18 protein-coding genes are annotated in these 21,612 nt (G+C 67.5%); 10 read left to right on the top strand and 8 right to left on the bottom strand.

Annotated features, from left to right (window positions below; genetic code table 11):
- Positions 1–64 precede the first annotated feature (64 nt).
- From HGB51_RS00345 to yeiP, 4 genes are all read left to right on the top strand, one after another.
- Positions 65–958, top strand: a complete 894-nt coding sequence (locus HGB51_RS00345; RefSeq protein WP_070206770.1) for a hydroxymethylglutaryl-CoA lyase — start codon at positions 65–67, stop codon at positions 956–958.
- Complete coding sequence (locus HGB51_RS00340; RefSeq protein ID WP_070206769.1) at positions 955–3,519, top strand: sensor domain-containing protein; 2,565 nt, start codon at positions 955–957, stop codon at positions 3,517–3,519. Before HGB51_RS00345 ends, HGB51_RS00340 begins: the two co-directional genes overlap by 4 nt.
- Positions 3,520–3,598: 79 nt before the next feature.
- A complete protein-coding gene (locus HGB51_RS00335) occupies positions 3,599–4,369 on the top strand; it encodes an SDR family NAD(P)-dependent oxidoreductase (RefSeq protein ID WP_070206768.1) in 771 nt (256 codons plus the stop codon).
- A 32-nt stretch (positions 4,370–4,401) separates the two neighbouring features.
- Positions 4,402–4,968: an elongation factor P-like protein YeiP gene (gene yeiP, locus HGB51_RS00330; RefSeq protein WP_070206767.1), complete on the top strand. Its 567-nt coding sequence runs from the start codon at positions 4,402–4,404 to the stop codon at positions 4,966–4,968.
- 76 nt (positions 4,969–5,044) lie between these two features.
- On the opposite strand, the gene HGB51_RS20475 is transcribed toward yeiP, so the two are convergent.
- The 4 genes from HGB51_RS20475 to HGB51_RS00310 all read right to left on the bottom strand — a co-directional run bounded on the left by HGB51_RS20475 (position 5,045) and on the right by HGB51_RS00310 (position 9,283).
- The gene (locus HGB51_RS20475; protein ID WP_070206766.1) at positions 5,045–5,548 is read right to left on the bottom strand and encodes a hypothetical protein; all 504 of its coding nucleotides are present in this window, start codon (positions 5,546–5,548) and stop codon (positions 5,045–5,047) included.
- Positions 5,549–5,745: 197 nt separating this feature from the next.
- Complete coding sequence (locus tag HGB51_RS00320; RefSeq protein ID WP_070206765.1) at positions 5,746–7,536, bottom strand: DUF7844 domain-containing protein; 1,791 nt, start codon at positions 7,534–7,536, stop codon at positions 5,746–5,748.
- Entirely contained in the window at positions 7,536–7,832 is a 297-nt protein-coding gene (locus HGB51_RS00315) for a DUF2388 domain-containing protein (protein WP_070206764.1), read from the bottom strand. The genes HGB51_RS00320 and HGB51_RS00315 overlap by 1 nt, the downstream gene beginning before the upstream one ends.
- Positions 7,833–7,894: 62 nt before the next feature.
- The gene (locus HGB51_RS00310; RefSeq protein ID WP_070206763.1) at positions 7,895–9,283 is read right to left on the bottom strand and encodes an FAD-binding oxidoreductase; all 1,389 of its coding nucleotides are present in this window, start codon (positions 9,281–9,283) and stop codon (positions 7,895–7,897) included.
- A 169-nt stretch (positions 9,284–9,452) separates the two neighbouring features.
- Here HGB51_RS00310 and serA point away from each other — a divergent pair, with 169 nt between their 5' ends.
- Complete coding sequence (gene serA, locus HGB51_RS00305) at positions 9,453–10,694, top strand: phosphoglycerate dehydrogenase (RefSeq protein ID WP_070206762.1); 1,242 nt, start codon at positions 9,453–9,455, stop codon at positions 10,692–10,694.
- Here serA and HGB51_RS00300 read toward each other — a convergent pair whose 3' ends face one another.
- The gene (locus HGB51_RS00300; RefSeq protein WP_070206761.1) at positions 10,695–11,276 is read right to left on the bottom strand and encodes an NUDIX hydrolase; all 582 of its coding nucleotides are present in this window, start codon (positions 11,274–11,276) and stop codon (positions 10,695–10,697) included.
- Between the two features lie 188 nt (positions 11,277–11,464).
- Here HGB51_RS00300 and HGB51_RS00295 point away from each other — a divergent pair, with 188 nt between their 5' ends.
- The 5 genes from HGB51_RS00295 (at position 11,465) to mtnC (ending at position 16,655) form a co-directional block, all read left to right on the top strand.
- Complete coding sequence (locus HGB51_RS00295) at positions 11,465–12,940, top strand: amino acid permease (protein ID WP_070206760.1); 1,476 nt, start codon at positions 11,465–11,467, stop codon at positions 12,938–12,940.
- Positions 12,941–12,994: 54 nt separating this feature from the next.
- Positions 12,995–14,422 carry an amino acid permease gene (locus tag HGB51_RS00290; protein ID WP_070206759.1) on the top strand — a complete coding sequence of 476 codons (1,428 nt, stop codon included), beginning with the start codon at positions 12,995–12,997 and terminating at the stop codon, positions 14,420–14,422.
- Positions 14,423–14,680: 258 nt separating this feature from the next.
- Positions 14,681–15,319, top strand: a complete 639-nt coding sequence (locus tag HGB51_RS00285) for a methylthioribulose 1-phosphate dehydratase (protein WP_070206758.1) — start codon at positions 14,681–14,683, stop codon at positions 15,317–15,319.
- A 76-nt stretch (positions 15,320–15,395) separates the two neighbouring features.
- Positions 15,396–15,953, top strand: coding sequence for a 1,2-dihydroxy-3-keto-5-methylthiopentene dioxygenase (locus HGB51_RS00280; RefSeq protein WP_070206757.1), 558 nt, complete (start codon positions 15,396–15,398; stop codon positions 15,951–15,953).
- Between the two features lie 3 nt (positions 15,954–15,956).
- A complete protein-coding gene (mtnC, locus tag HGB51_RS00275; RefSeq protein ID WP_070206756.1) occupies positions 15,957–16,655 on the top strand; it encodes an acireductone synthase in 699 nt (232 codons plus the stop codon).
- Between the two features lie 106 nt (positions 16,656–16,761).
- Here mtnC and HGB51_RS00270 read toward each other — a convergent pair whose 3' ends face one another.
- The 3 genes from HGB51_RS00270 to HGB51_RS00260 are packed head-to-tail and all read right to left on the bottom strand — an operon-like array spanning position 16,762 to position 21,608.
- Positions 16,762–19,368: a beta-mannosidase gene (locus HGB51_RS00270; RefSeq protein ID WP_256123616.1), complete on the bottom strand. Its 2,607-nt coding sequence runs from the start codon at positions 19,366–19,368 to the stop codon at positions 16,762–16,764.
- A gap of 51 nt (positions 19,369–19,419) precedes the next feature.
- A complete protein-coding gene (locus tag HGB51_RS00265; protein ID WP_070208616.1) occupies positions 19,420–20,613 on the bottom strand; it encodes an AGE family epimerase/isomerase in 1,194 nt (397 codons plus the stop codon).
- Positions 20,610–21,608 carry a carbohydrate kinase family protein gene (locus HGB51_RS00260; protein ID WP_070208615.1) on the bottom strand — a complete coding sequence of 333 codons (999 nt, stop codon included), beginning with the start codon at positions 21,606–21,608 and terminating at the stop codon, positions 20,610–20,612. The genes HGB51_RS00265 and HGB51_RS00260 overlap by 4 nt, the downstream gene beginning before the upstream one ends.
- Positions 21,609–21,612 lie beyond the last annotated feature (4 nt).

The following is a 21,612-nucleotide window of genomic DNA, read 5'->3' as shown; positions in this document are numbered from 1 at the left end:
CATCCAGGATGTTCCGTGATCGCACTTGAGTTCCCCCCGCTTTCCGCCTGCCCGGCCCGCCGTCATGGATGACTTCGTCCGCATCGTCGAGGTCGGACCGCGCGACGGGCTGCAGAACGAAGCCCAGCCGGTGGCCACCGCCGACAAGATCGAACTGATCCGGCAGCTGTCGCTGACCGGCCTGCGCACCATCGAGGCGACCAGCTTCGTCAGCCCGCGTTGGGTGCCGCAGCTGGCCGACGCTGCCGAGGTCTACGCCGGCATCGAGCGCCTGCCGGGCATCGACTACCCGGTGCTGGTTCCCAACGAGCAGGGCTACGACCGTGCGCGTGCGGTGGGCGTGCAGGAAGTGGCGGTGTTCACCGCTGCCTCGGAGACCTTCAACCGCACCAACACCAATGCCGGCATCGACGAGTCGCTGGCGCGCTTCGCGCCGATCCTGGAGCGCGCACGCGCCGACGGGGTCAAGGTGCGCGGCTACGTCTCCACCGTGCTCGGCTGCCCCTACCAGGGCGAGGTGCCGGTCAGCGAGGTGGTCCGGGTGGCGCGTGCGCTGCACGCCATGGGCTGTTACGAAATCTCGCTGGGCGACACCATCGGCGTGGGTACGCCGCGCAAGGCGCGCGCGATGCTGCACGCAGTTGCTGCCGAGGTGCCGATGGCGGCGCTGGCCGTGCACTTCCACGACACCTATGGCCAGGCCCTGGCCAACATCGATGCCTGCCTGGAAGAAGGCGTGCGCGTGATCGATTCGGCGGTGTCCGGCGCCGGCGGTTGCCCGTATGCCAAGGGCGCCAGCGGCAATGTCGCCAGCGAGGACGTGGTGTACCTGCTGCACGGGATCGGCATGCGCACCGGGATCGACCTGCCCGCGCTGGCTGCGACCGGCCGCTGGCTGGCCGCACGGCTCGGCCGCGAGACCGGCAGCAAGGCCGGAAGGGCGCTGGCCGCGGCATGAACCGTCTCCGCCCGCGCATGGATGCTGCGGTCGGTGACCACCTCACCGCGCACGTTGATGTGCTGGCGGCGCTGGAACAGGCTTTGGCGCAGCCGCCGGGCAAGGATGTGCATGGCCTGCTGCGCGACGTGCAGCAGGCGCTGCAGGAAGCCATGGACGAGCGCCAGCTGGCGCTGCGCCGTTACGCCGCGCTGTTCGACGCGGTCCCCGACCCGGTCAGCATCCTCAGCGAAACCGGCGTGGTGCTGGACCTCAACCAGGCCGGGGTGCGCGCGTATGGCCGCAGCCGCGAGGACATCGTCGGCCAGCCGATCGAAACGCTCAACCCGGACCTGCCCAGCGACCACCTCGACCCGGTCTGGGAAGCGCTGCGCCGGGGCGAAACCTACGTCATCGAAGTCACCAACATGCGCGGCGACGGCAGCCGCTTCCCCGTGGAAGTGCATTCGGCCGGGTTCGAACACCAGGGCGAACACTGCATCGTGGCGGTCGCGCGCGACCTGAGCAGCCGCTGGCAGGCCGAGTCGCGCTACCGCCTGCTGATGGAGTCGATCGACAAGGGTGTGATCCTGTTCGACCGCAACCTGCACGTGGTGTCGGCCAACCCGGCCGCGCACCGCATCCTCGGCACCCAGGGCAACGGCGGCAGCCTGCAGGCGCTGCTGGCGCCGGAAGACTGGATCAGCGTGGACGAACACGGCCACCCGCTGAGCCGCGAGCAGTGGCCGGCCAGCGAATCGCTGCTGCGCGGACGTATCATCCGCAGCACCATCGTCGGCCTGTATCACCGCCCGCGCGGGCGCATGATCTGGATCTCCACCACCAACGTGCCGGTATATGGCAACGGCCGCGACATTCCCGACCATGTGTTCGCACTGTTCAGCGACATCACCGAGCTCAAGCGCAACAACACCCTGTTCGACCGCGCGCAGTCGCTGGCCCACATCGGCGGCTGGGAATGGGACCGCGGCCTGCACCGGCTGTACCTGACCGATGAAGCCGCGCGCATCCTCGGCCAGGATCTGCCGCTGCAGGACATGGCCGAGCTGCTCGAATGCCTGCGCGTGGACGACCGCGCGCAGCTGCAGCAGGCACTGCTGGACGTGATCGACCGCCAGGCGCCGTTCGAACTGGAACTGCAGGGTCAGCGCAGCGACGGCCATTCGTTCTGGGTGCGCATGATCGGCGAGGCCGAAGCCGGCGACGTCAACGCCGCGCGCATCGCCGGCACCGTGCAGGACATCACCTCGCGCAAGCATGCCGAGGAGACTCTGCGCATCCAGGCTCGCACCGATCCGCTCACCGGGATCATGAACCGCGATGCGGTGCTGACCGACCTCGCCACGCGGATGGGCAGCCCCACCCATTCCAAGGTAGGCGTGCTGTACATCGACCTGGACCGGTTCAAGACGGTCAACGACCTGCTCGGCCACAACGCCGGCGACGAACTGCTGATCGACGCGACCCGGCGCATTTCCACCGCGATAGGCACCGAAGGCCTGCTGGCCCGGTTCGGCGGCGACGAGTTCCTGGTGGTCTGCGACACCCGCGACCAGCCCGACCAGCCCGAGCGCCTGGCCGAGGCGATCACCCGCGCGTTCGCCACGCCGTTCCGGTTCGGCAGCGACGAGTTCGCGGTGACCACCAGCATCGGCATCGCCCGTGCACCGCAGGATGGGTTGCGACCTCAGCAGCTGATCCAGAACGCCGACATCGCGATGTACGACTGCAAGCGCCGCACCCGCAACGGCTGGCAGGTGTTCTCGCAGGAACTGGCGCAGCGCCAGCACGACCGCCTGCAGATCGAAAGCCGCCTGCACCGGGCGCTGGACGATGACGAGTTCCACCTGGTCTACCAGCCGCAGGTCAACCTGCACACCGGGCAGATGGTGGCCGCCGAAGCGCTGATCCGCTGGCGCAACTCGCAGCTGGGCGAACTGCGCCCGGACATCTTCATCGGCCATGCCGAAAGCACCGGCGACATCGTCCGGATCGGGCTCTGGGTGCTGAACGAGGCCTGCCGCCAGGTGCGCCAGTGGCAGGACGCCGGGCTGGGCATCGTGCGGGTGGCGGTCAACGTCTCCTACCGCCAGTTCGTCGGCGAAGACCTTGCCCGCAACGTGCGCCAGGCGCTGGACCAGTACGGGCTGCCCGGCAGCGCGCTGGAGCTGGAATTCACCGAACGGGTGCTGATCGAGGATGCGCCGGACACCCTGCAGACCTTCGCCCGCCTGCGCGAGATGGGGGTGCTGCTGACCATCGACGACTTCGGCGAAGGCTACAGCGCGCTCAACTACCTGCGCCGGCTGCCGATCCACGGGCTCAAGCTCAGCCAGATGTTCGTCGAGGGGGTGCCCGGCAACCGCTCGGACGTGGCGGTGTGCGAGGCCGTCTGCGGGATCGCGCGCAGCCTGGGGCTGGGGCTGGTCGCCGAGGGCATCGAGTCGGAGGAGCAGCGGCGGTTCCTGCACGACATGGGGGTCACCGTCGGCCAGGGCTTCCTGTTCGCACCCGGGCTGGCCCCGGACGAGTTCGCCCGCCGCCTGACCCCGCGCCACTGAGCGCCCGCACGCGCTGCACAAAGGCGAATCCGGCCGCATCCGCTAGAATTGGCGATTCTTGAACCTGCGGGTACGTGCAATGCAGCTGTCTTCCGTCCGCGCCGTCGTCACCGGCGGTGTTTCCGGCCTGGGCCTGTCGGTGGCCCGGCACCTGGTGTCCCAGGGCGCCCGCGTGGCCCTGTTCGACCTCAACGATGAAAAAGGCGCGGCCGCGGTCGCCGAGCTCGGCGCCGAGCATGCCCGCTATTTCAGCACCAACGTCAGCGACGAGGCCGCCGTGGCCGCGCAGATCGACGCCGCGCATGACTTCCTCGGCGGCCTGAACGCGGTGGTGAGCTGCGCCGGCATCCTCGGCGCCGGCCGCGTGCTGGGCAAGGAGGCGCCGATGCCGCTGGCCACCTTCCAGAACACGGTGATGGTCAACCTGGTCGGCAGCTTCAACGTCGCCAAGGCTGCTGCCAACCGCATGCAGCACAACGCCGCCGGCGACGACGGCGAGCGCGGGGTCATCATCAACACCGCAAGCGTGGCCGCGTATGAAGGCCAGATCGGCCAGGCCGCGTATGCCGCGTCCAAGGGCGGCGTGGTCGGCATGACCCTGCCGATGGCGCGCGAACTGTCGCGCTTCGGCATCCGCGTGATGACCATCGCGCCGGGCATCTTCTGGACCCCGATGGTCGACGGCATGCCGCCGGCCGTGCAGGAGTCGCTGGCCGCCTCGATCCCGTTCCCGCCGCGCCTGGGCAAGCCGGAAGACTTCGCCGGCCTGGTCGGGCACATCCTCACCAACACCTACCTCAACGGCGAAACCATCCGCCTTGATGGCGCGGTGCGGTTGGCTCCCAAGTAACACCCCTACTTCCACCTACTGATCTTCATCCAATGAAAGCCAACGACATCAAGAAAGGCAACGTCGTCGAGTACAACAACGGCGTCTACCAGATCCGCGACATCGAGCGCAGCTCGCCGCAGGGTCGCGGCGGCAACGTGCGCTTCCGTTTCATCATGTACAGCGTGCCGGGTGGCAACAAGCTGGACGCCAGCTTCGACGCCGACGACAACCTGCCGGAAGTCGAACTGCTGCGCCGCCAGTCCTCCTACTCGTACATGGACGGCGATGCCTTCGTGTTCCTGGACGATGAGGACTACACCCCGTACACCCTGGATGCGGACGTGATCGGCGACGACGCCGGCTACATCACCGAGGGCCTGACCGGCATCTACGTGCAGGTCATCGACGAACAGCCGGTGGCCGTGCAGCTGCCGGCCAGCGTGGTGCTGGAAGTGGTCGAGACCCCGCCGGAAATGAAGGGCGGCACCGCGACCAAGCGTCCGAAGCCGGCCAAGCTGAGCACCGGCATCGAAATCATGGTGCCTGAGTACATCACCAACGGTGAGCGCGTGCTGGTGAATACCGCAACGGGCGAGTTCGCAGGTCGCGCGGACTGACCGAGGTAGAGCCGGGCCCTGCCCGGCTTTTTTTTCGTTCGGCATTGCGTGGGACACGCATGGCGTGTCGCTACGCTCAGGGACGCGTGGCCTGCGCCGGCGCACCGGCGAAATCGCCACACCCATGGTACTGGCGGGCGCCCACGGTGAGCATCACCGTGGCGCCGAATTCCTGCCCGCTCATGTTGTCCTGGCACACCGTGCGCTGGTAACTCAGCTTGATCTCGGTACCGTCGGCGGCCTTGCCCGACCAGCCGTCCTTGCCCTGCGTGGGCGAGGCGATCTCGTACTTCTGCTCACCGTAGCCGGTTTCCACGCGCAGCACCGGATTGGGCCCGTCGCTGACCTGCGCCAGCCAGCCAGGCTCGTTGCCGGTAGCACGGAAGGCCGGCGGCGCTTCGGTGCTGGCAGCGGGCGGCGCAGGCGCCAACGACCCACCCGCATCCGCCGCAGGGGCCTCCACCGGCGCAGGCGTCCCGACCGCCGGGTCCGCCGCTGCTGGATCCGCCTGCTGCGCAGGCTGGCAGGCCGCCGCCCCGAGGGCCACGGCCGCGCTCAAGATAAGGGGAGAAATGCGCATGTTCGACTCCTTTGCCGATGTTCTGGATCAGCAGGGAACCGTAACGCAACCATCGTGAACCTGACGGAACGGGACGCGACGGATGGTAGAGCCAGGCCCTGCCTGGCTGTATCGCCTGAAGGGCACGAACAACGCCTCGTTCCGACATTCAGCCAGGCAGGGCCTGGCTCTACCGGGGTTGGTTTCAGTGGTGGGCGTCAGCCCTCGCGCGCCAATCGGCGCATCCGGACGCCCAGCGTTGCCAGCGTGTCGTCAATCGTCAGCAGTTCGCGCTGTTGCGCCGCCGGCAACCTCGCCCGCATCTGTTCCTGCAGCTGCGCCCAGGCGGGCACGCCACGCGCGCTGATCTGTTGGGTCGCGACGGCCGCTGCTGCACGTTCCTCACCAATGGGCAGGCCATACCCTTCGCCGCCCACCAACCCCGCTGGATTGACCAGCTGCCCGGCATCGTCCAGCAGTGCCAGCAGCGCGGCGAGCGCGCTGTCGCCGCCCTCGCCCGTCGCGCCCAGCGCGCGCTTGAGCCCGTCGCGCGCGCGCAGCTCTTCGCGGTAGCGCGCGGCCTGCTCCAGCAGCAGCAACGCTGACGTCGCGCGCAGTCCGCCACGCTCGGCCCATGCTGCGCGCTGCGCGGCCGGCAGCTGCAACCAGCGGCTGACGTTGCGGGTGGGCAGCTCCAGTTCCGCACGCGCCACGTCGAACAGCTGCTGGTAGTGCACCTGCGCCGAGGGGAAGTAATAGCCCCGGCGCATCGCCTCGCGGCGATCATCCAGCACCGTGGCATCGGCGCGCCCTTCGCGCGTCAGTCGGCGCAGCAGGCCGGCCGGGCTGAGCCGGTTCAGGCCAGGATCGGCCCAGCGCGGCACGCCTTCCTGCAGCAGCTTGCCGGTTTCCACCGCGCAGTTGTTGCTGATGAAGCGGTACCGCCCGTCGTAGCTCCAGTGCACCTGTCCCACGCGTTCGAGCAGGCTGGCGATGTCGTCCTGCGCCAGCGCCAGCGGTACCGACTGCAGTCCGCGCAGCTCCAGCTGGGTGTATTCGTTGATGACCTGGTTGAGCGGCAGTACGAACAGGCGCGACGGGTAGGCCCCGGTCAGGCCGCTCCAGCTGGAGATCTGCACGTCGCCGACAAAGGCGCGGAACGACAGCACACGGTGCTCGGCCAGGTCCAGCCGGCAGGCCGGGCCACGCGGGCGCCCCGGCGCACAGATCACCAGGCGCAGCATGCTGTGGCCCCAACGGCTCATCAGCTGGTCGTTGCCTTCGGCCAGCAGGTAGTCCACCGCGTACACGCGCTGCGGATCCAGCTCCAGCAGCGAGGCCTCGCCGGTGGTATCGCCTGCCTGTACCAGCGGCACCGTGCCCGCGCATCCGGTCTGTGGGCCGGTGCCGATCTCGGCGGCATACCATGCAGCCAGGGCCGGGCGACGGCAGGCGAAATCGGGGTCGAGCAGATAGTGCTCGGCATTCACCGCCAGGTACTCGGCCGGGCTGTGGCGTTCGTAGGGATCGGGGCTGCGTTCGGTGAAGGCGTTGGCACCGCGGCCCAGCCGCCACGGGCGCTGCTGCCAGCCGGCCAGGTCGCGCCAGCGGGCGCTGGACGACCAGCCGCCGCCGTCAGCGCGATCCAGCACGTGGGTCAGTTCGTGGATCAGTGCGGCCTGCACCGCGCGGGGCAGCGGTTCGCCCGGGCGCACCGCATCCAGCAGGTCACGACGCAGGGTGATCGCGCCCTGGCGGGTGCGGCCGTGCACGTTGTCGGGCAGGCGATCCGACCAGGCCACGGTGACCGGCGCCACGAAACGTGCCTGCCACGACGGCGGCAGGAGGGCCGGCGCGTCGCGCAGCACCTGTGCGGCGCTGTCCGCCTGCACGGCGGTGAGACCGTCAGCCTGCAGCTGCAGCAGCAGTGCGGCGTGGGCGGTCGGGGCGGACAACAGCGCCGCCAGGACCGCCGCGCATCGGCGCAGGGCCCGGCGGCGCAGTGGCATCAGCGGGCCAGCAGGGTCCGCGCCAGCTGCAGGTCGCTGGCATCGCGCGCGGCGGCGCCGGTTTCGCGCAGGTGCACCAGTGCCGCTTCCAGGCGGGCGCCACGGATCGCGCCGTCGCTGGCGACGAAGGCCGCTGCGTCTTCGCGCGCGTCCACCACCACCTTGTCATCGTCCGAGCTGGACGAGCCGGCCGAAGAAGCACCCGAGGCCGAACCGGCCGACGAGCCGGCGAAGCTGGAAGCGAAGGCCGAAAGCGGCAGGGCGAGCACGGCAAACAGCAGGATCGATCGCGTCATCTTGGATTCGTTCAGGACAGGAATAGGCAAAGCGTATCGGCTATGTGAAAGCCTGTCGCCTGTTACAGGTCGAACACCTTGCCGGGATTCAGCAGCCCTTGGGGATCAAACGCATGTTTGACCGCCTTCATCAGCGCGATTTCAGCGGGCCCACGGGTGCTGTCCAGGTAGCCCTTCTTGACCAGCCCGATGCCATGTTCGGCGGAAATGCTGCCATCGAAGTCCTTCAGCACCTTGGCCAGCAGCTTGGTCACGTGCTCGCACTGCTGCAGGAATTCAGTGTCATCGGTGCCGTCGGGCTTGAGCACGTTGATGTGCAGGTTGCCATCGCCGATATGCCCGAACCAGACCACGTCGAAGTGCGGGTAGGCCTCGCCGATCAAGGCCTGGGTCTGCGCCATGAACGCCGGCATTGCCGAGATCCGCACCGACACGTCGTTCTTGTACGGCTTGTAGCGCGCGACCGCTTCGGTGATGCCCTCGCGCAGGCGCCACAGCTGCGCAGCCTGCGCATCGCTCTGGCTGACCACGCCGTCGCTGACCCAGCCCTGCTCCAGGCAGGCTTCGAACGCCGCCATCGCGGCCGCTTCCTGAGCCTCGTCGCCGGCGGCGAACTCGGTGACCACGTAGAACGGATGTACCTCTTCGAACGGCGCCTGCGCGCCATGCGCCAGCACGTGTTCCAACGCACGGTCGGTGAAGAATTCGAAGGCCTGCAGCTGCATGCGCTCACGGAACGCGGCAAACACCTGCATCAGCACCTCGAACGACGGCAGCGCCAGCAGCATCACGTTGCTGGCCGGCGGCGGGTCGGTGAGCTTCAGGGTGGCCTCGACGATCACCCCGAGCGTGCCTTCCGAGGCGATCAGCAGCTGGCGGAAGTCGTAGCCGCTGGAGTTCTTGATCAGCCCCTTGTTCAGCTCGAGCAGCTCGCCGCTGGCGGTCACTACCTTGAGCCCGGCGATCCACTCGCGCGTATTGCCGTAACGGATCACCCGGATGCCGCCGGCATTGGTGGCGATGTTGCCGCCAATCGAGCAGGAGCCGCGCGCGGCGAAGTCCACCGGATAGATCAGGCCGTGCTCGCGCGCGGCGTTGTGCACCGCTTCCAGCGCCATGCCGGCCTGCACGGTCAGGGTGCGGTCGACCGCATTGAAGGCCAGCGGCTTGTTCATGCGCTCCAGGCTGAGCACCAGCTCGCCCTGGGCCGCCACCGCACCGCCACTCAGGCCGGTGCGCCCGCCCGAGGGCACCACCGCCACGCGCTGGGCGCTGGCCCAGCGCAGGATGGCTTGGACCTCCTCGACACTGCCCGGCAACGCGATCGCCAGCGGCGCCGGCGTCCAGCGACGGGTCCAGTCGCGCCCGTAGTGTTCGAGATCGGCCGGATCGGTCTTGAGCCGCAGCCCGGGGCAGTCCTGCAACAGCGAATCAAGGCGCGGGTCGGTCATGGCAACGAAGGCGGCACGAGGAACCGCAAAGGGTAGCGCACGTCCGTCGGTCATGCGATGTGGATTGGTCGCAATTGAAACCGTCCCGGGCCGTATTTGGCGCACCGCACCATGCCCTTCCCGATCTGGCATAGTGGGAAGCTCCCGTCCAACATGCTGCCGCTCGCCCATGTCGCCGAAGAAGACCTCGTTCCCCAAGCAGGATATCCGCGTGCTGTTGCTGGAGGGGGTCAGCCAGACCGCGATCGACGTGTTCAGCGCCGCCGGCTATTCGCAGATCGAGCTGCACAACAAGGCGCTGCCCGAAGACGAGCTGAAGGCGCGCATCGCCGAAGCGCACATCGTCGGCATCCGCTCGCGCACCCAGCTCAGCGCCGAGGTGCTGGCCCACGCCAAACGACTGATGGCGGTGGGCTGCTTCTGCATCGGCACCAACCAGGTCGACCTGGAAGCGGCCGAGCTGGCCGGCATTCCGGTGTTCAACGCGCCCTACTCCAACACCCGCAGCGTGGCCGAGCTGGTCATCGCCGAAGCGATCATGCTGACCCGCGGCATTCCGCAGAAGAACGCCGAGTGCCACCGCGGCGGCTGGTCCAAGTCGGCGGCCGGCAGCCATGAGGTGCGCGGCAAGACCCTGGGCATCATCGGCTACGGCCATATCGGCACCCAGGTCGGCGTGATGGCCGAAGCGATGGGCATGCAGGTGATCTTCCACGACATCGAAACCAAGCTGTCGCTGGGCAATGCACGTGCCGCGATCGACCTGGACGACCTGCTGGCCCGCGCCGACATCGTCACCGTGCACGTGCCGGAAACGGCGGCCACGCAATGGATGATCGGCGCGGCGCAGCTGGCGAAGATGCGCCCCGGCGCGCACCTGATCAACGCCGCGCGCGGCACCGTGGTGGACATCGACGCGCTGGACGCGGCGCTGCATTCGGGCCACATCGGCGGCGCGGCGCTGGACGTGTTCCCGGTCGAGCCCAAGGGCAATGGCGATGCGTTCGTGTCGCCGCTGACCGCGCATGACAACGTCATCCTGACCCCGCACGTGGGCGGCAGCACGCTGGAAGCGCAGGACAACATCGGCGTGGAAGTGGCGGCCAAGCTGGTGCGCTACAGCGACAACGGCAGCACCCTGTCGGCGGTCAACTTCCCGGAAGTGACCCTGCCCGAGCATGCCGACAGCCTGCGCCTGCTGCACATCCACCAGAACGTGCCGGGCGTGCTGTCCAAGGTCAACGAGATCTTCTCGCGCCACAACGTCAACATCGACGGCCAGTTCCTGCGTACCGATCCGAAGGTCGGTTACGTGGTGATCGACATCACCGCCAGCGAGGAACAGGCCGCGGCGGTGCGCGACGAGCTGGCGGCGATTCCGGGCACGTTGCGCACCCGCGTTTTGTATTGATCAGCGCGCCAACCACCGCTTGGCCATTCGCGGCAACGAATCGTCCCCGTCCGGGGTTTCAATTGCCGCGTTGGCCACATCGGCCACGTCCCGCCACGCCAGTGCCAGCGATTCCTCGCTGACCACGAACGCTTCGCTGCCCAGCGCCCGCACCACGTAGCGGGCGTCGTAATGCCAGTGCCCCGGCACGTCCTTCCGTTCCGGGATCCAGTGCTTGTCGATGTCGAACAGCTCGCCATCCTCCAGCACCAGCCCGGTGAGCCCGGATTCCTCCACTGCTTCGGTCAGCGCCACCTTCGCCAGGTCGCGCTCGCCGTCGGCGTGCCCGCCCAGCTGCAGCCAGCGGTCCAGCTTGCGGTGATGGGTGAGCAGCACCCTGTCGCCATCGGCGCTGACCAGCCATGCGCTGCCGGTGAAATGGCCGGCCAGGCGGCTGCGCAGGAACGGGTTCTCCGGGTCATCGAGCAATGTGCTGAATTCGTCAGCCAGGCCGGCGTGTTCGGGATGGCGGCGGGCGTAATCAGCCAATTGCGCGCGCAGCGCGGGGTCAAGCCCTACAACGGATTCGGGGATTTGGGACATGGCAGCGGCGCTGGGAGACGGATTTGGCAGATTATCGCCCGGCATGCTGCATTTGCGCTTGTAAGCAGCCTTCAGCTTTGGCTAAGGTACAGCGGGCCGACTCTTTGGGGCGGCCGAGAACAAACGCAAGGGCGTGCGGCCATGTATCGCACCTCCCCGTTGTAACCACCAATTTTGGGAAGCACTGCATGCTGAAGTCTCTGTTGAGGGTCAAACCGGTCGAACCGGCCGGGCACGTCGATGCCGGCGAGCCGATCGAAGGCAGCCTGGATGGCGAAGCCTCACTGAAAAGGACCCTCACGGCGAAACACCTCATCATGCTGGGCATCGGCGCGGTGATCGGCGCGGGTATCTTCGTGCTGACCGGCCAGGCCGCGGCCAACCATGCCGGCCCGGCGGTGATGCTGTCGTTCGTGATCGCCGGCTTCGCCTGCGCACTGGCCGGCCTGTGCTATGCCGAGTTCGCGGCGATGATGCCGGTCTCCGGCAGCGCCTACTCCTATTCCTACGCCACCCTCGGCGAAGGCATGGCCTGGTTCATCGGCTGGTGCCTGGTGCTGGAGTACCTGTTCGCCTCGGCCTCGGTCGCGGTGGGCTGGTCGGCGTACCTGATCAGCTTCATCACCACCACCCTGCACATGCCGTTCCCGGACGCGCTGAGCGCGGCGCCGATCGCCTGGACCGGCCACGAGTTCATCTCCTCGGGCAAGCTGTTCAACCTGCCGGCGGTGCTGATCGTGGCGGCGGTGTCGGGCCTGCTGTACGTGGGCGTGACCCAGTCGGCCTTCGTCAACGCGATCATCGTGGCGATCAAGGTCACCGTGATCTGCCTGTTCATCGGCTTTGGCGCCCAGCATATCGACGTAGCCAACTGGACCCCTTTCATTCCGGAGAACACCGGCGTGTCCGGCGAGTTCGGCTGGAGCGGCGTGTTCCGTGCGGCCACCATCGTGTTCTTCGCCTACATCGGCTTCGACGCGGTCTCCACTGCCGCCGGTGAAACCAAAGATCCGCAGCGCAACATGCCGATCGGCCTGCTCGGCTCGCTGGCGGTGTGCACCATCGTCTACATCATCGTGTGTGCGGTGCTGACCGGCATGATGCCGTACAACCTGCTGGGCACCGACAAGCCGGTGGCGACCGCCCTGGAGCCGTACGCCAGCCTGTCCTGGCTGAAGACCGCAGTGGAAATCGGTGCGATCGCCGGCCTGTCATCGGTGGTGCTGGTGATGATGATGGGCCAGACCCGCATCGCCTACACGATCTCGCGCGACGGCCTGATCCCGAAGATCTTCGGCAAGGTCCACGCCCGTTTCCGCACCCCGTACTGGGCCACGATTGTCGTAGGCGTGCTGGCCGCAGCACTGGCCGGCCTGATGCCGCTGAACGTGCTGGGCGAGCTGGTCTCGATGGGCACCCTGCTGGCCTTCGCCACCGTCTGCGTCGGCGTCCTGGTGCTGCGTTATACCCGCCCGGAACTGACCCGCCCGTTCCGCGTGCCGGCGGTGTGGCTGATCTGCCCACTGGGCGCCCTGTCCTGCCTGTTCCTGTTCTGGCAGGCGTTCGTGGTGCATTGGCACCTGTTCGTGGGCTGGACCGTACTGGGCCTGCTGATCTACTTCGGCTACGGCATCCGCCACAGCAAGCTCAACAAGGCTTCCTGATTCCATTCCCGGGCCGGCGCATCGCCGGCCCTGTTCTTTGACGGAAATTGATCGATGTTCAAACAACTGTGGGCGACCAAGCACCCGCATGCGGCGCATGAAGACGCCAACGGCCTGAGCCTGAAGCGCCATCTGGGTCCGTGGGGCCTGACCGCGCTGGGCATCGGCGCGGTGATCGGCGGCGGCATCTTCGTCATCACCGGCCAGGCCGCCGCCAACCACGCCGGCCCGGCGATCATGCTGTCGTTCGTGCTGGCCGCGATCTGCTGCGCGTTCTGCGCCATGGCCTACGCCGAGTTCGCCTCGATGGTGCCGGTCTCCGGCAGCGCCTACACCTACACCTACGCCACCTTCGGCGAACTGGCCGCCTGGTTCATCGGCTGGATGCTGGTGCTGGAATATGGCGTCTCGGCCTCGGCGGTGGCGGTCAGCTGGACCGGCTACTTCCTCAGCCTGCTCAGTCATTTCGACATCCATCTGCCAACCGCGCTGGTCAGTGCCCCGCTGGACGCCCAGCTGCGCCCGACCGGCGCGATCGCCAACATTCCGGCCGCCATCCTGGTCCTGCTGCTGACCTGGCTGTGCTACGTCGGCATCAGCAAGTCCTCGGCGATGAACATGGCCATGGTCATCCTGAAGACCGGCCTGATCGTGCTGGTCATCGTGGTCGGCTGGAAGTACGTCGACCCGGCCAACTGGAGCCCGTTCATTCCGGAAAACCAGGGCCCGGGCAAGTACGGCATGGAAGGCGTGCTGCGCGGCGCAGCCATGGTGTTCTTCGCCTACATCGGCTTCGAGGCGGTTTCGGTCGCCGCACAGGAGTCGCACCGCCCGCAGCGCGACATGCCGATCGGCATGCTGCTGTCGCTGGTGATCTGCACCGTGCTCTACATCGCCATGGCCGCTGTCATGACCGGCCTGGTGCCCTACACGATGCTGGGCACCGACGAACCGGTGGTCACCGCCGTGGCCGCGCATCCCCAGCTGGGCTGGTTGCGGGTGGTGGTCGAGATCGGCGCGCTGATCGGCCTGAGCTCGGTGGTGCTGGTGATGATCATCGGCCAGCCGCGCATCTTCATGATCATGGGCCGCGACGGCCTGCTGCCGCCCGTGTTTACCAAGATCCACCCGAAGTACCGTACCCCGCACATCAACACCGTCATCACCGGCATCGGCATCGCCCTGCTTGCGGCCCTGTTCCCGCTGGACATCCTCGGCGAACTGACCTCGATGGGCACCCTGATCGCCTTCGCCGCCGTCTGCGCCGGCGTCCTGGTCCTGCGCCGCACCCAGCCGGACCTGCCCCGCCCCTTCCGCATCCCGGCCGCCTGGCTGGTCTGCAGCCTGGGCGTCCTCAGCTGCCTGGCCCTGCTCTCGGCCATGACCATGCACAACTGGATGCTGATGGGCGTCTGGACCGTCGTAGGCTTCGCCATCTACTTCGGCTACAGCTACCGCCACAGCCGCCTGCGCAACCGTTGAGGGGCAACCGCCCTGGAGCCGGCCAGAGGCCGGCTCTACCCCCCTGCCACCCAAAAATGCTGGCACTCGCCCAACTCTGTCGAGGGACGGGCGGGGTACGGGTTGTGGGGGAATGAGCGGCATGGATGCCGCGACTTAGCCCCCATGGATGGGTTTACGGCGTCCCCCACAACCCGTGCCCCGCCCGGCCCAGCCCGCAGAGTCCGCTTTTACCTGCCTTTACCTGCTCTTACCTGCTTTCGCAGTTAAAATGCCAGCATGAACAACACCCCCTACGACACGACCCGGCTGAGCGAACTGGCCCAGGTGCTGATCGACAACATCCGCGAACTGGCCCAGGCCGGGTGGACCCCCGCGACCAGCAGCAACTTCTCGCAGCGGCTGGACGACCAGCACGCCGCCATCACCGTGTCCGGCAAGGACAAGGGCCGCCTGATCGAAGACGACATCATGGTCGTCGACTTCGACGGCAAGGCCGTCGGCCGCCCGCTGCGTCCCTCCGCCGAAACCCTGCTGCACACCCAGCTGTACCGCCGCTTCCCCGAAATCGGCTGCGTCCTGCACACCCACTCCCCGGTCCAGACCGTCGCCTCCCGCCTGTACGCCGCCAACGGCCACATCCGGATCGAAGGCTACGAACTGCTCAAGGCCTTCCACGGCAACACCACCCATGAAACCGCCGTCGACATCCCGGTGTTCCCCAACACCCAGGACATGGACGAGCTGGCCGCCAAGGTCGAAGCCAGGCTCGACGAAGGCTGCATGTGGGGCTACCTGATCGACGGCCATGGCCTGTACGCCTGGGGCCGCGACATGGCCGAAGCCCGTCGCCACCTGGAAGCCTTCGAGTTCCTCCTGCACTGCGAGCTCGAGCTGCGCAAGCTGCGCGGGCCCTGAGCGTTCCAGCCATGCGGTTGCCGGGCAGAGCCCGGCACTACACACTCTGTTTCCCCCTCCAGTTCAAGCTGCCGCCATGAGCCGACTGCGCATTTACGACGACCACGCCCCAGACGCCCCGCTGCTGGACACCCAGGACGGCGCGCTCATCGCTGCCGAACTGAAGAAGATCGGCGTCACCTTCGAGCGCTGGCAGGCCGCCCATGAAGTCGCCCCCGGCGCCAGCCAGGACGACGTGTTCGCCGCCTACCGCAGCGACATCGACCGCCTCGTCGCCGAACACGGCTTCAAGAGCGTCGACGTCGCCTCGATCGCCCCCGACAACCCCAATCGCGCCGAACTCCGCAAGAAGTTCCTCGACGAACACTTCCACAAGGAAGACGAAGTCCGCTTCTTCGTCGCCGGCTCCGGCCTGTTCACCCTGCACGTCGACGACAAGGTCTACGAAATCGAGTGCGTGAAGGACGACCTGATCGCCGTGCCCGATGGCACCACCCACTGGTTCGACATGGGCGACGAACCCAGCTTCGTCGCGATCCGCTTCTTCACCGAACCGGACGGCTGGGTCGGCCACTTCACCGGCACCGACATCGCACAGAAGTTCCCCCGTTACGTTCCGACCAAGGCGTCCTGATCCATGTCCCACCCCACCGTCATCCTCACCGACATCGAAGGCACCACCAGCAGCATTTCGTTCGTCAAGAACGTGCTGTTCCCGTATGCGCGCAAGGCCCTGCCGGCCTACGTCGCCGCACACGGCCAGGAGCCGGAGGTGCGTCGCTGGCTGGATGCGGTGGCCGTGGAGATCGGCGGAGCCTGCCAGGACGCCCTGATCGTGGAAACCCTGCAGGGCTGGATCGACCAGGACCGCAAGCACACCGCGCTGAAGGCGCTGCAGGGCATGATCTGGGAAGCCGGCTACCGCAACGGCGACTACAAGGCTCATTTCTACCCCGAGGTCGCCGCCGTGCTCGAAGGCTGGCACGCCGAAGGCAAGCCGCTGTACGTGTACTCCTCTGGCTCCGTGCCCGCCCAGAAGCAGTTCTTCGGCTTCAGCGAAGCCGGCGACCTGACCCACCTGGTGTCCGGCTGGTTCGACACCGAGATCGGCGGCAAGCGCGACGCAGAGAGCTACCGCAACATCGTCAAGGCGATTGGCGTGCCCGCCGCCCAGATCGTGTTCCTCTCCGACGTGGTCGAAGAGCTGGACGCCGCGCGCGAAGCCGGCTTGCAGACGCGTCTGCTGGACCGCCTGGACGATTACCCGATGCCGCGCACCGGGGACGCGACCCATGGGCATGACCGGGTCGAGAATTTCCAGCAGATCACGGTGTGACCTGACACCGCGAGGACACGCATGGCGTGTCGCTACGCATCAACGCTCGATGTAAGACCGCGTAGAGACACGCCATGCGTGTCCTCGCAGTACCCGGCGCAGGCGATTACCGTCCGACCGCGTCCACCACGGATCGAACCCGCAACGCGTCCTTCAACGCCTGCATATCTACACCTGCGCTGACCCGCACGCGTACCGCCTCACCCGGCACCAGGTCGAACGCATTGTCGTCGAGGGTCGCGTCGAACCCCTCCAACGCCACCCACACGCCGCGAGCCAACTGCGCCGAGCGCAGCTCCAGCACGGTGTCATCACCGTCCTGCAGCCACCGCGTCTCGATCTTGGCCTTGGGCAACTGCATGTCTTTCGCCGCCGCGAAATAGACTACCTGCCGCGACAGCACCTGCGCACCCTGCAGCAGCTCCACCACCGCCACCGTCCGCGCCGGATCGGCGTCGCCCAGCAACTGCGCATCGGCAAAACGGCCTACTTCCAACGCCGACAGCGCCGGTACCACCACCGCGTGCTGCTGTTTCGAAATCTGCCGCCCCTCCACATCCATTACCCGCAGCCGCCACTGCGCCTGCAACGGCTGCTGCAGGTCGTTGAGCAGGCTTACACGGGTCACGCCTTCGTCGCGCAGCGCCGCAACGGCATGGTCGGCAAAGAACCGCTTCGCATGGAAATGCAGCGCCTTCCAGCGCCCCGCATGGTCGATGCTCGACCAGGACGCGCCCGGCCACACATCGTTGAGCTGCCAGTACAGCGAGCCCATCGTGTACGGACGCGAGGCACGGTGATGCAGCGCCGCCAGTTCGATGCCCTCGGCCTGCATCACCTGGCTCAGGTAGACGAAGTCGGCGAAGTCGCGCGGCGTGCCGAACTCGCGTTCGATGTACTGCAGCAGGCGCTGGTTGCCCTCGCCTGCCATGAACTTCTGGTGCGCACGCACGGCGGTGCTGTCTACCTGTCGTTCGCTTTCCGGAATGATGCCGTCCAGCGTCCGCAGCACCGGCCACGCCTGCAGTCCGTACTCGGACATGAAACGCGGGGTCTCGCGCAGGTAGGCCTGCACCGGCAGCGCCGGATTGCCCCACACCTGCCAGTAGTGCTTGTCGCCCCGGGTCGAATCGTTGGCCACGGCATCCAGGTCGTTGCTCGGCGAGCTCGACCAGTACGGCACGCCCAGCCCTTCCTCGCCCACCACCTGGCGCAGATCGTGGCCGAACAGGTCCACGTAGCCCTGCCACACCTTTGCTGCGAACACCGGGTCGGCCGCCTTCAGGTCCTTGCCGTGGCCCCAGTCCTTCCACGCGGTTTCTTCTTCATTGTTGCCACACCACAGCACCACGCTCGGATGGCGACGCAGGCGGCGCACGTTGTCGCGCGCCTCGGCCACCACATTGGCACGGAACGCCGGATCGTAGCCCGGCTGCATGCCGCCGCCGAACATGAAGTCCTGCCAGACCAGCAGCCCCAGTTCGTCGGCGATGTCGAAGAACGCATCGTCTTCGTAGTAGCCGCCGCCCCAGTTGCGCAGCATGTTCATGTTGGCGTCGCGTGCGGCGGTCAGCTCGCGCCGGACCCGTGCCGGATCGACCCGGGCCGGGAACATGTCGAACGGAATCACGTTGGCGCCCTTGGCGAAGATCGGCACGCCGTTGATGACGAAGGTGAAGCCCTGGCCGCCCTTGGCGTCATCCTCGCGGCGCAGTTCGACCGTGCGCAGGCCGGTGCGGATGCTGCGCTCCACCGCATCGGGCGTACCACCATCCACGCGGGCGCGAACGGTGTAACGCGCCTGCTCGCCCTGCCCGACCGGCCACCAGCGGCGGGGTTTGGCCAGCGCGACCGGTACCGACACCACCTGTACGCCGGCACGCAGCGCCGCCGGCTGCGTCACCGTAGCCGCGACGCGGCCTTCCGGATCCAGCATCTCCACCTGCACCGTCGCCCGCCGCGCCGCAGCAGCCTCCACCTCCACCTGGACCTGCAGCGCAGCGCGCTGTGCGTCCAGTGCGGTGGTCTGCACCGCCACATCGGTGATCCGCTGCACGTTCCAGCTCTCAAGCCGCACCGGCCGCCAGATGCCGGCGGTGACATAGCGCGGGCCCCAGTCCCAGCCGAAGTGGTAACCGGGTTTGCGCACGAAATTGCCGACCATCGCATCGCGCGGTTCATCGCCGTACGGCGAGGGGTAGTTGCCTGCGATCTTGTGCGGCATCGCCTGCACGCCCGGCAGCAGCGTGGTGATCGGCGAGCGGAAAACCACGCGCAGTTCGTTGCCGCGGGGACGCAGCTGGCCCGTAACAGGCGCCCGCCAGGTACGGTGGCTGTTGTCGGCGCGCAATAGCGGTCGACCGTTGAGGCTGACCTCGGCGAACGTGTCCAACCCTTCAAACACCAGTTCGGCATGCGCACGCGCCAGGGTGGCGGCATCCACATCGAACCGGGCCTGGTACTCCCAGTCTGCGAGCCCGATCCACTGCAGGGCCGCTTCAGGCGCACCGGCGTACGGATCAGGAATGCGCTTCGCGGCCAGCAGGTCGGTATGCACCGCGCCGGGCACGGAGGCGGCTCGCCAGTCGGCCGCTTCCGGGTGCGCCTTCACCTGCGCATTGCCGGGCAGCAACCGGAACGACCACTGCGCCTGCAACGGCGCGGCGGCGGTAGGGAGCGCATGAAGCGCAAGCAGCAGAACAAGACCCGTCACCCACGCCCACTGCTTCATGCACTCACCCTTTTGTTGCCGCTCGAATCGAACTCAGCGCACCACGTTGAGCACTTCGTAACACGCGCCCATGGTGTGGTAATCGGTCTTGCCCGCCGGGCTCTTCTCGTCGCTGTACTTGCGGTTCTGCACGTCCAGGATGCGGTACCAGGCGCCGTACTGGTGGTCGATCATGTGCGCCCAGGAATACGCCCACAGGCGGTCGTACCACTCCCAGTACATGGCCTCGCCGGTACGCGCGGCCAGCAGTGCGGCCGTAGCCAGCGACTCGGCCTGCACCCAGAAGTACTTGTCGTTGTCGCACACGGTGCCGTCCGGGGCGAATCCATAGACCAGCCCACCGTTGACGTCATCCCAACTGTGTGCCACGGCCGTGTCGAACAGCGAACGCGCGGTGGGCACGAGCCAGTCGGCCTGCACGTGGCGGTCCAGGATCAGCAGCAGCTTGGCCCATTCGGTCTGGTGGCCGGGCTGGAAGCCCCACGGACGGAACAGGTGCTTCGGATTGTCGAGGTTGTAGTTCCAGTCGATCTGCCAGTTGCGGTCGTAGTGTTCCCAGACCAGCCCCTCGCCCTGCGCCGCCTGGCGACGGGTCATGTGGTCGGCGAGCAGCAGGGCCCGGTCACGGTAGCGCGCTTCGCCGCTGGCCTCGAACGCAGCCAGCATCGCCTCGCACATGTGCATGTTGGCGTTCTGGCCACGATAGTCGCTGAAGTTCCAGTCGGCGTCGGCTTCGTCCTTGTACAGGCCGAATTCCGGTTCCCAGAACCGGCTTTCCAGCAGGTTCCAGGTCTCGTCCATCCAGCCGCGCGCCGCTTCGATGCCCGCCTTCAACGCACAGCTGTAGGCCAGCAGCACGAAGGCCACGCCGTAGCAGTGGTTGGTGGCATCTTCGACCACGCCGTCGCGCAGCGTCCACGCATAGCCGCCGGTGGCCGGATTACGGTGCACCTCGCGCAGGTAGCGCACGCCGTGCTCGGTGGCCTTGAGGTCGTCGGGATTGCCGAACTCGCGGTAAGCCATTGCATGGTTGAACACGAAACGGGTGCTGCTCACCAGGTGGCGATGGTGGGTGTCGTAGACACTGCCATCGTCACGGTAGTAGTGGAAAAAGCCACCGTTCGGGTCGAGCTCGTGCGGATGGTAGAACGCCATGGTGTGCGCGATATGCGCGCGCAGGAACGCAGGCGAACGGAAATCGGGCTGGGCGGGAACGGCGGTGGTCATGCGGGAAGTTCCTGTTGTTGCTGCAGCAGTTGCTGGACATCGGCCAGGCTCGGCATCGCGGCGAACGCGCCCTTGCGGGTCACCGCCAGCGCGCCGACCGCGGCACCGAAACGAATGGCATCCTTCAGGGCGGCCGGATCGGCGCAGAAACCTGCGAAGGCCGCACCGTCGGCGCGGCGCTCGCCGAGGGCGAACAGCAGCCCGCCGACGAATGCATCACCGGCTGCGGTGGTGTCCACGGTGGGCACCTGGAAGCCGGTGACCACGCCCTGACCGTGCCGGGTGTGCCAGCGCATCGGTGCGGCACCGTCGGTGACCACCACGGCGTGCGCGTTGGCCGCCAGCAGGCGCTGGATGACCACGCTGCCGCCGTCTGCGCCCAGCGGTGCGGCCAGGAAGTCCAGTTCCTCGCGCGAGAGCTTGACCAGGTCGGCCAGCACCAGCGCCTGCCACAGGGTGTCGGTCGGGTCGACCTCGGCCGGCCACAACGCGGGGCGCAGGTTGAGGTCGATGCTGACCATCGCACCGGCGGCACGCGCACGCTGCATGCCGTCCAGCATGGCCTGGGCGATGGCGCCCTCGGTCAGGCTGTTGGAGCACACGTGGAAGCTGCGGGTGCCCTCGAAGCAGGCCGGGCTGAAATGTTCGGCGCGGAACAGCAGGTCCGCCGCCGGCGGCCGGTAGAAGCTGAAACTGCGCTCGCCGTGCGCGTCCAGTGCCACGAACGCCAGCGCGGTCTTGGCCGCGTTTGTACGCACGATGCAATCGGTGGCGACCCCGGCGCTGGCCAGGCTGTCGGCGAGGAAGTCGCCGAACATGTCCTGGCCGAGCATGCCGGCGAAATGGGTGTCCGCACCCAGTCGCGCTGCGGCGACGGCAACGTTGGCCGGCGCACCGCCGGCGTACTGCAGGAACGCGCGCGGGGTGTCCGGGGTGGCCGGCGGCTGTGCAAGTAGATCGATCAAAATTTCGCCGAAACAAACAATCTTGGTCATGACG

It is taken from the genome of Stenotrophomonas bentonitica, from assembly GCF_013185915.1.
Taxonomy (GTDB): Bacteria; Pseudomonadota; Gammaproteobacteria; order Xanthomonadales; family Xanthomonadaceae; genus Stenotrophomonas; species Stenotrophomonas bentonitica.
Note: the sequence above shows the minus strand (reverse complement) of the source record. Positions and strands in the feature narration are given on the sequence as shown.

Bases quoted from the DNA above. Each gene is read 5' to 3' on its own strand.
- HGB51_RS00320 (WP_070206765.1), bottom strand. From the start codon at position 7,536: ATGCCACTGCGCCGCCGGGCCCTGCGCCGATGCGCGGCGGTCCTGGCG.
- HGB51_RS00345 (WP_070206770.1), top strand. From the start codon at position 65: ATGGATGACTTCGTCCGCATCGTCGAGGTCGGACCGCGCGACGGGCTG.
- HGB51_RS00340 (WP_070206769.1), top strand. From the start codon at position 955: ATGAACCGTCTCCGCCCGCGCATGGATGCTGCGGTCGGTGACCACCTC.
- HGB51_RS00265 (WP_070208616.1), bottom strand. From the start codon at position 20,613: ATGACCACCGCCGTTCCCGCCCAGCCCGATTTCCGTTCGCCTGCGTTC.
- HGB51_RS00260 (WP_070208615.1), bottom strand. From the start codon at position 21,608: ATGACCAAGATTGTTTGTTTCGGCGAAATTTTGATCGATCTACTTGCA.
- mtnC (WP_070206756.1), top strand. From the start codon at position 15,957: ATGTCCCACCCCACCGTCATCCTCACCGACATCGAAGGCACCACCAGC.
- HGB51_RS00300 (WP_070206761.1), bottom strand. From the start codon at position 11,276: ATGTCCCAAATCCCCGAATCCGTTGTAGGGCTTGACCCCGCGCTGCGC.
- HGB51_RS20475 (WP_070206766.1), bottom strand. From the start codon at position 5,548: ATGCGCATTTCTCCCCTTATCTTGAGCGCGGCCGTGGCCCTCGGGGCG.
- yeiP (WP_070206767.1), top strand. From the start codon at position 4,402: ATGAAAGCCAACGACATCAAGAAAGGCAACGTCGTCGAGTACAACAAC.
- serA (WP_070206762.1), top strand. From the start codon at position 9,453: ATGTCGCCGAAGAAGACCTCGTTCCCCAAGCAGGATATCCGCGTGCTG.
- HGB51_RS00285 (WP_070206758.1), top strand. From the start codon at position 14,681: ATGAACAACACCCCCTACGACACGACCCGGCTGAGCGAACTGGCCCAG.
- HGB51_RS00335 (WP_070206768.1), top strand. From the start codon at position 3,599: ATGCAGCTGTCTTCCGTCCGCGCCGTCGTCACCGGCGGTGTTTCCGGC.
- HGB51_RS00280 (WP_070206757.1), top strand. From the start codon at position 15,396: ATGAGCCGACTGCGCATTTACGACGACCACGCCCCAGACGCCCCGCTG.
- HGB51_RS00295 (WP_070206760.1), top strand. From the start codon at position 11,465: ATGCTGAAGTCTCTGTTGAGGGTCAAACCGGTCGAACCGGCCGGGCAC.
- HGB51_RS00290 (WP_070206759.1), top strand. From the start codon at position 12,995: ATGTTCAAACAACTGTGGGCGACCAAGCACCCGCATGCGGCGCATGAA.
- HGB51_RS00315 (WP_070206764.1), bottom strand. From the start codon at position 7,832: ATGACGCGATCGATCCTGCTGTTTGCCGTGCTCGCCCTGCCGCTTTCG.
- HGB51_RS00310 (WP_070206763.1), bottom strand. From the start codon at position 9,283: ATGACCGACCCGCGCCTTGATTCGCTGTTGCAGGACTGCCCCGGGCTG.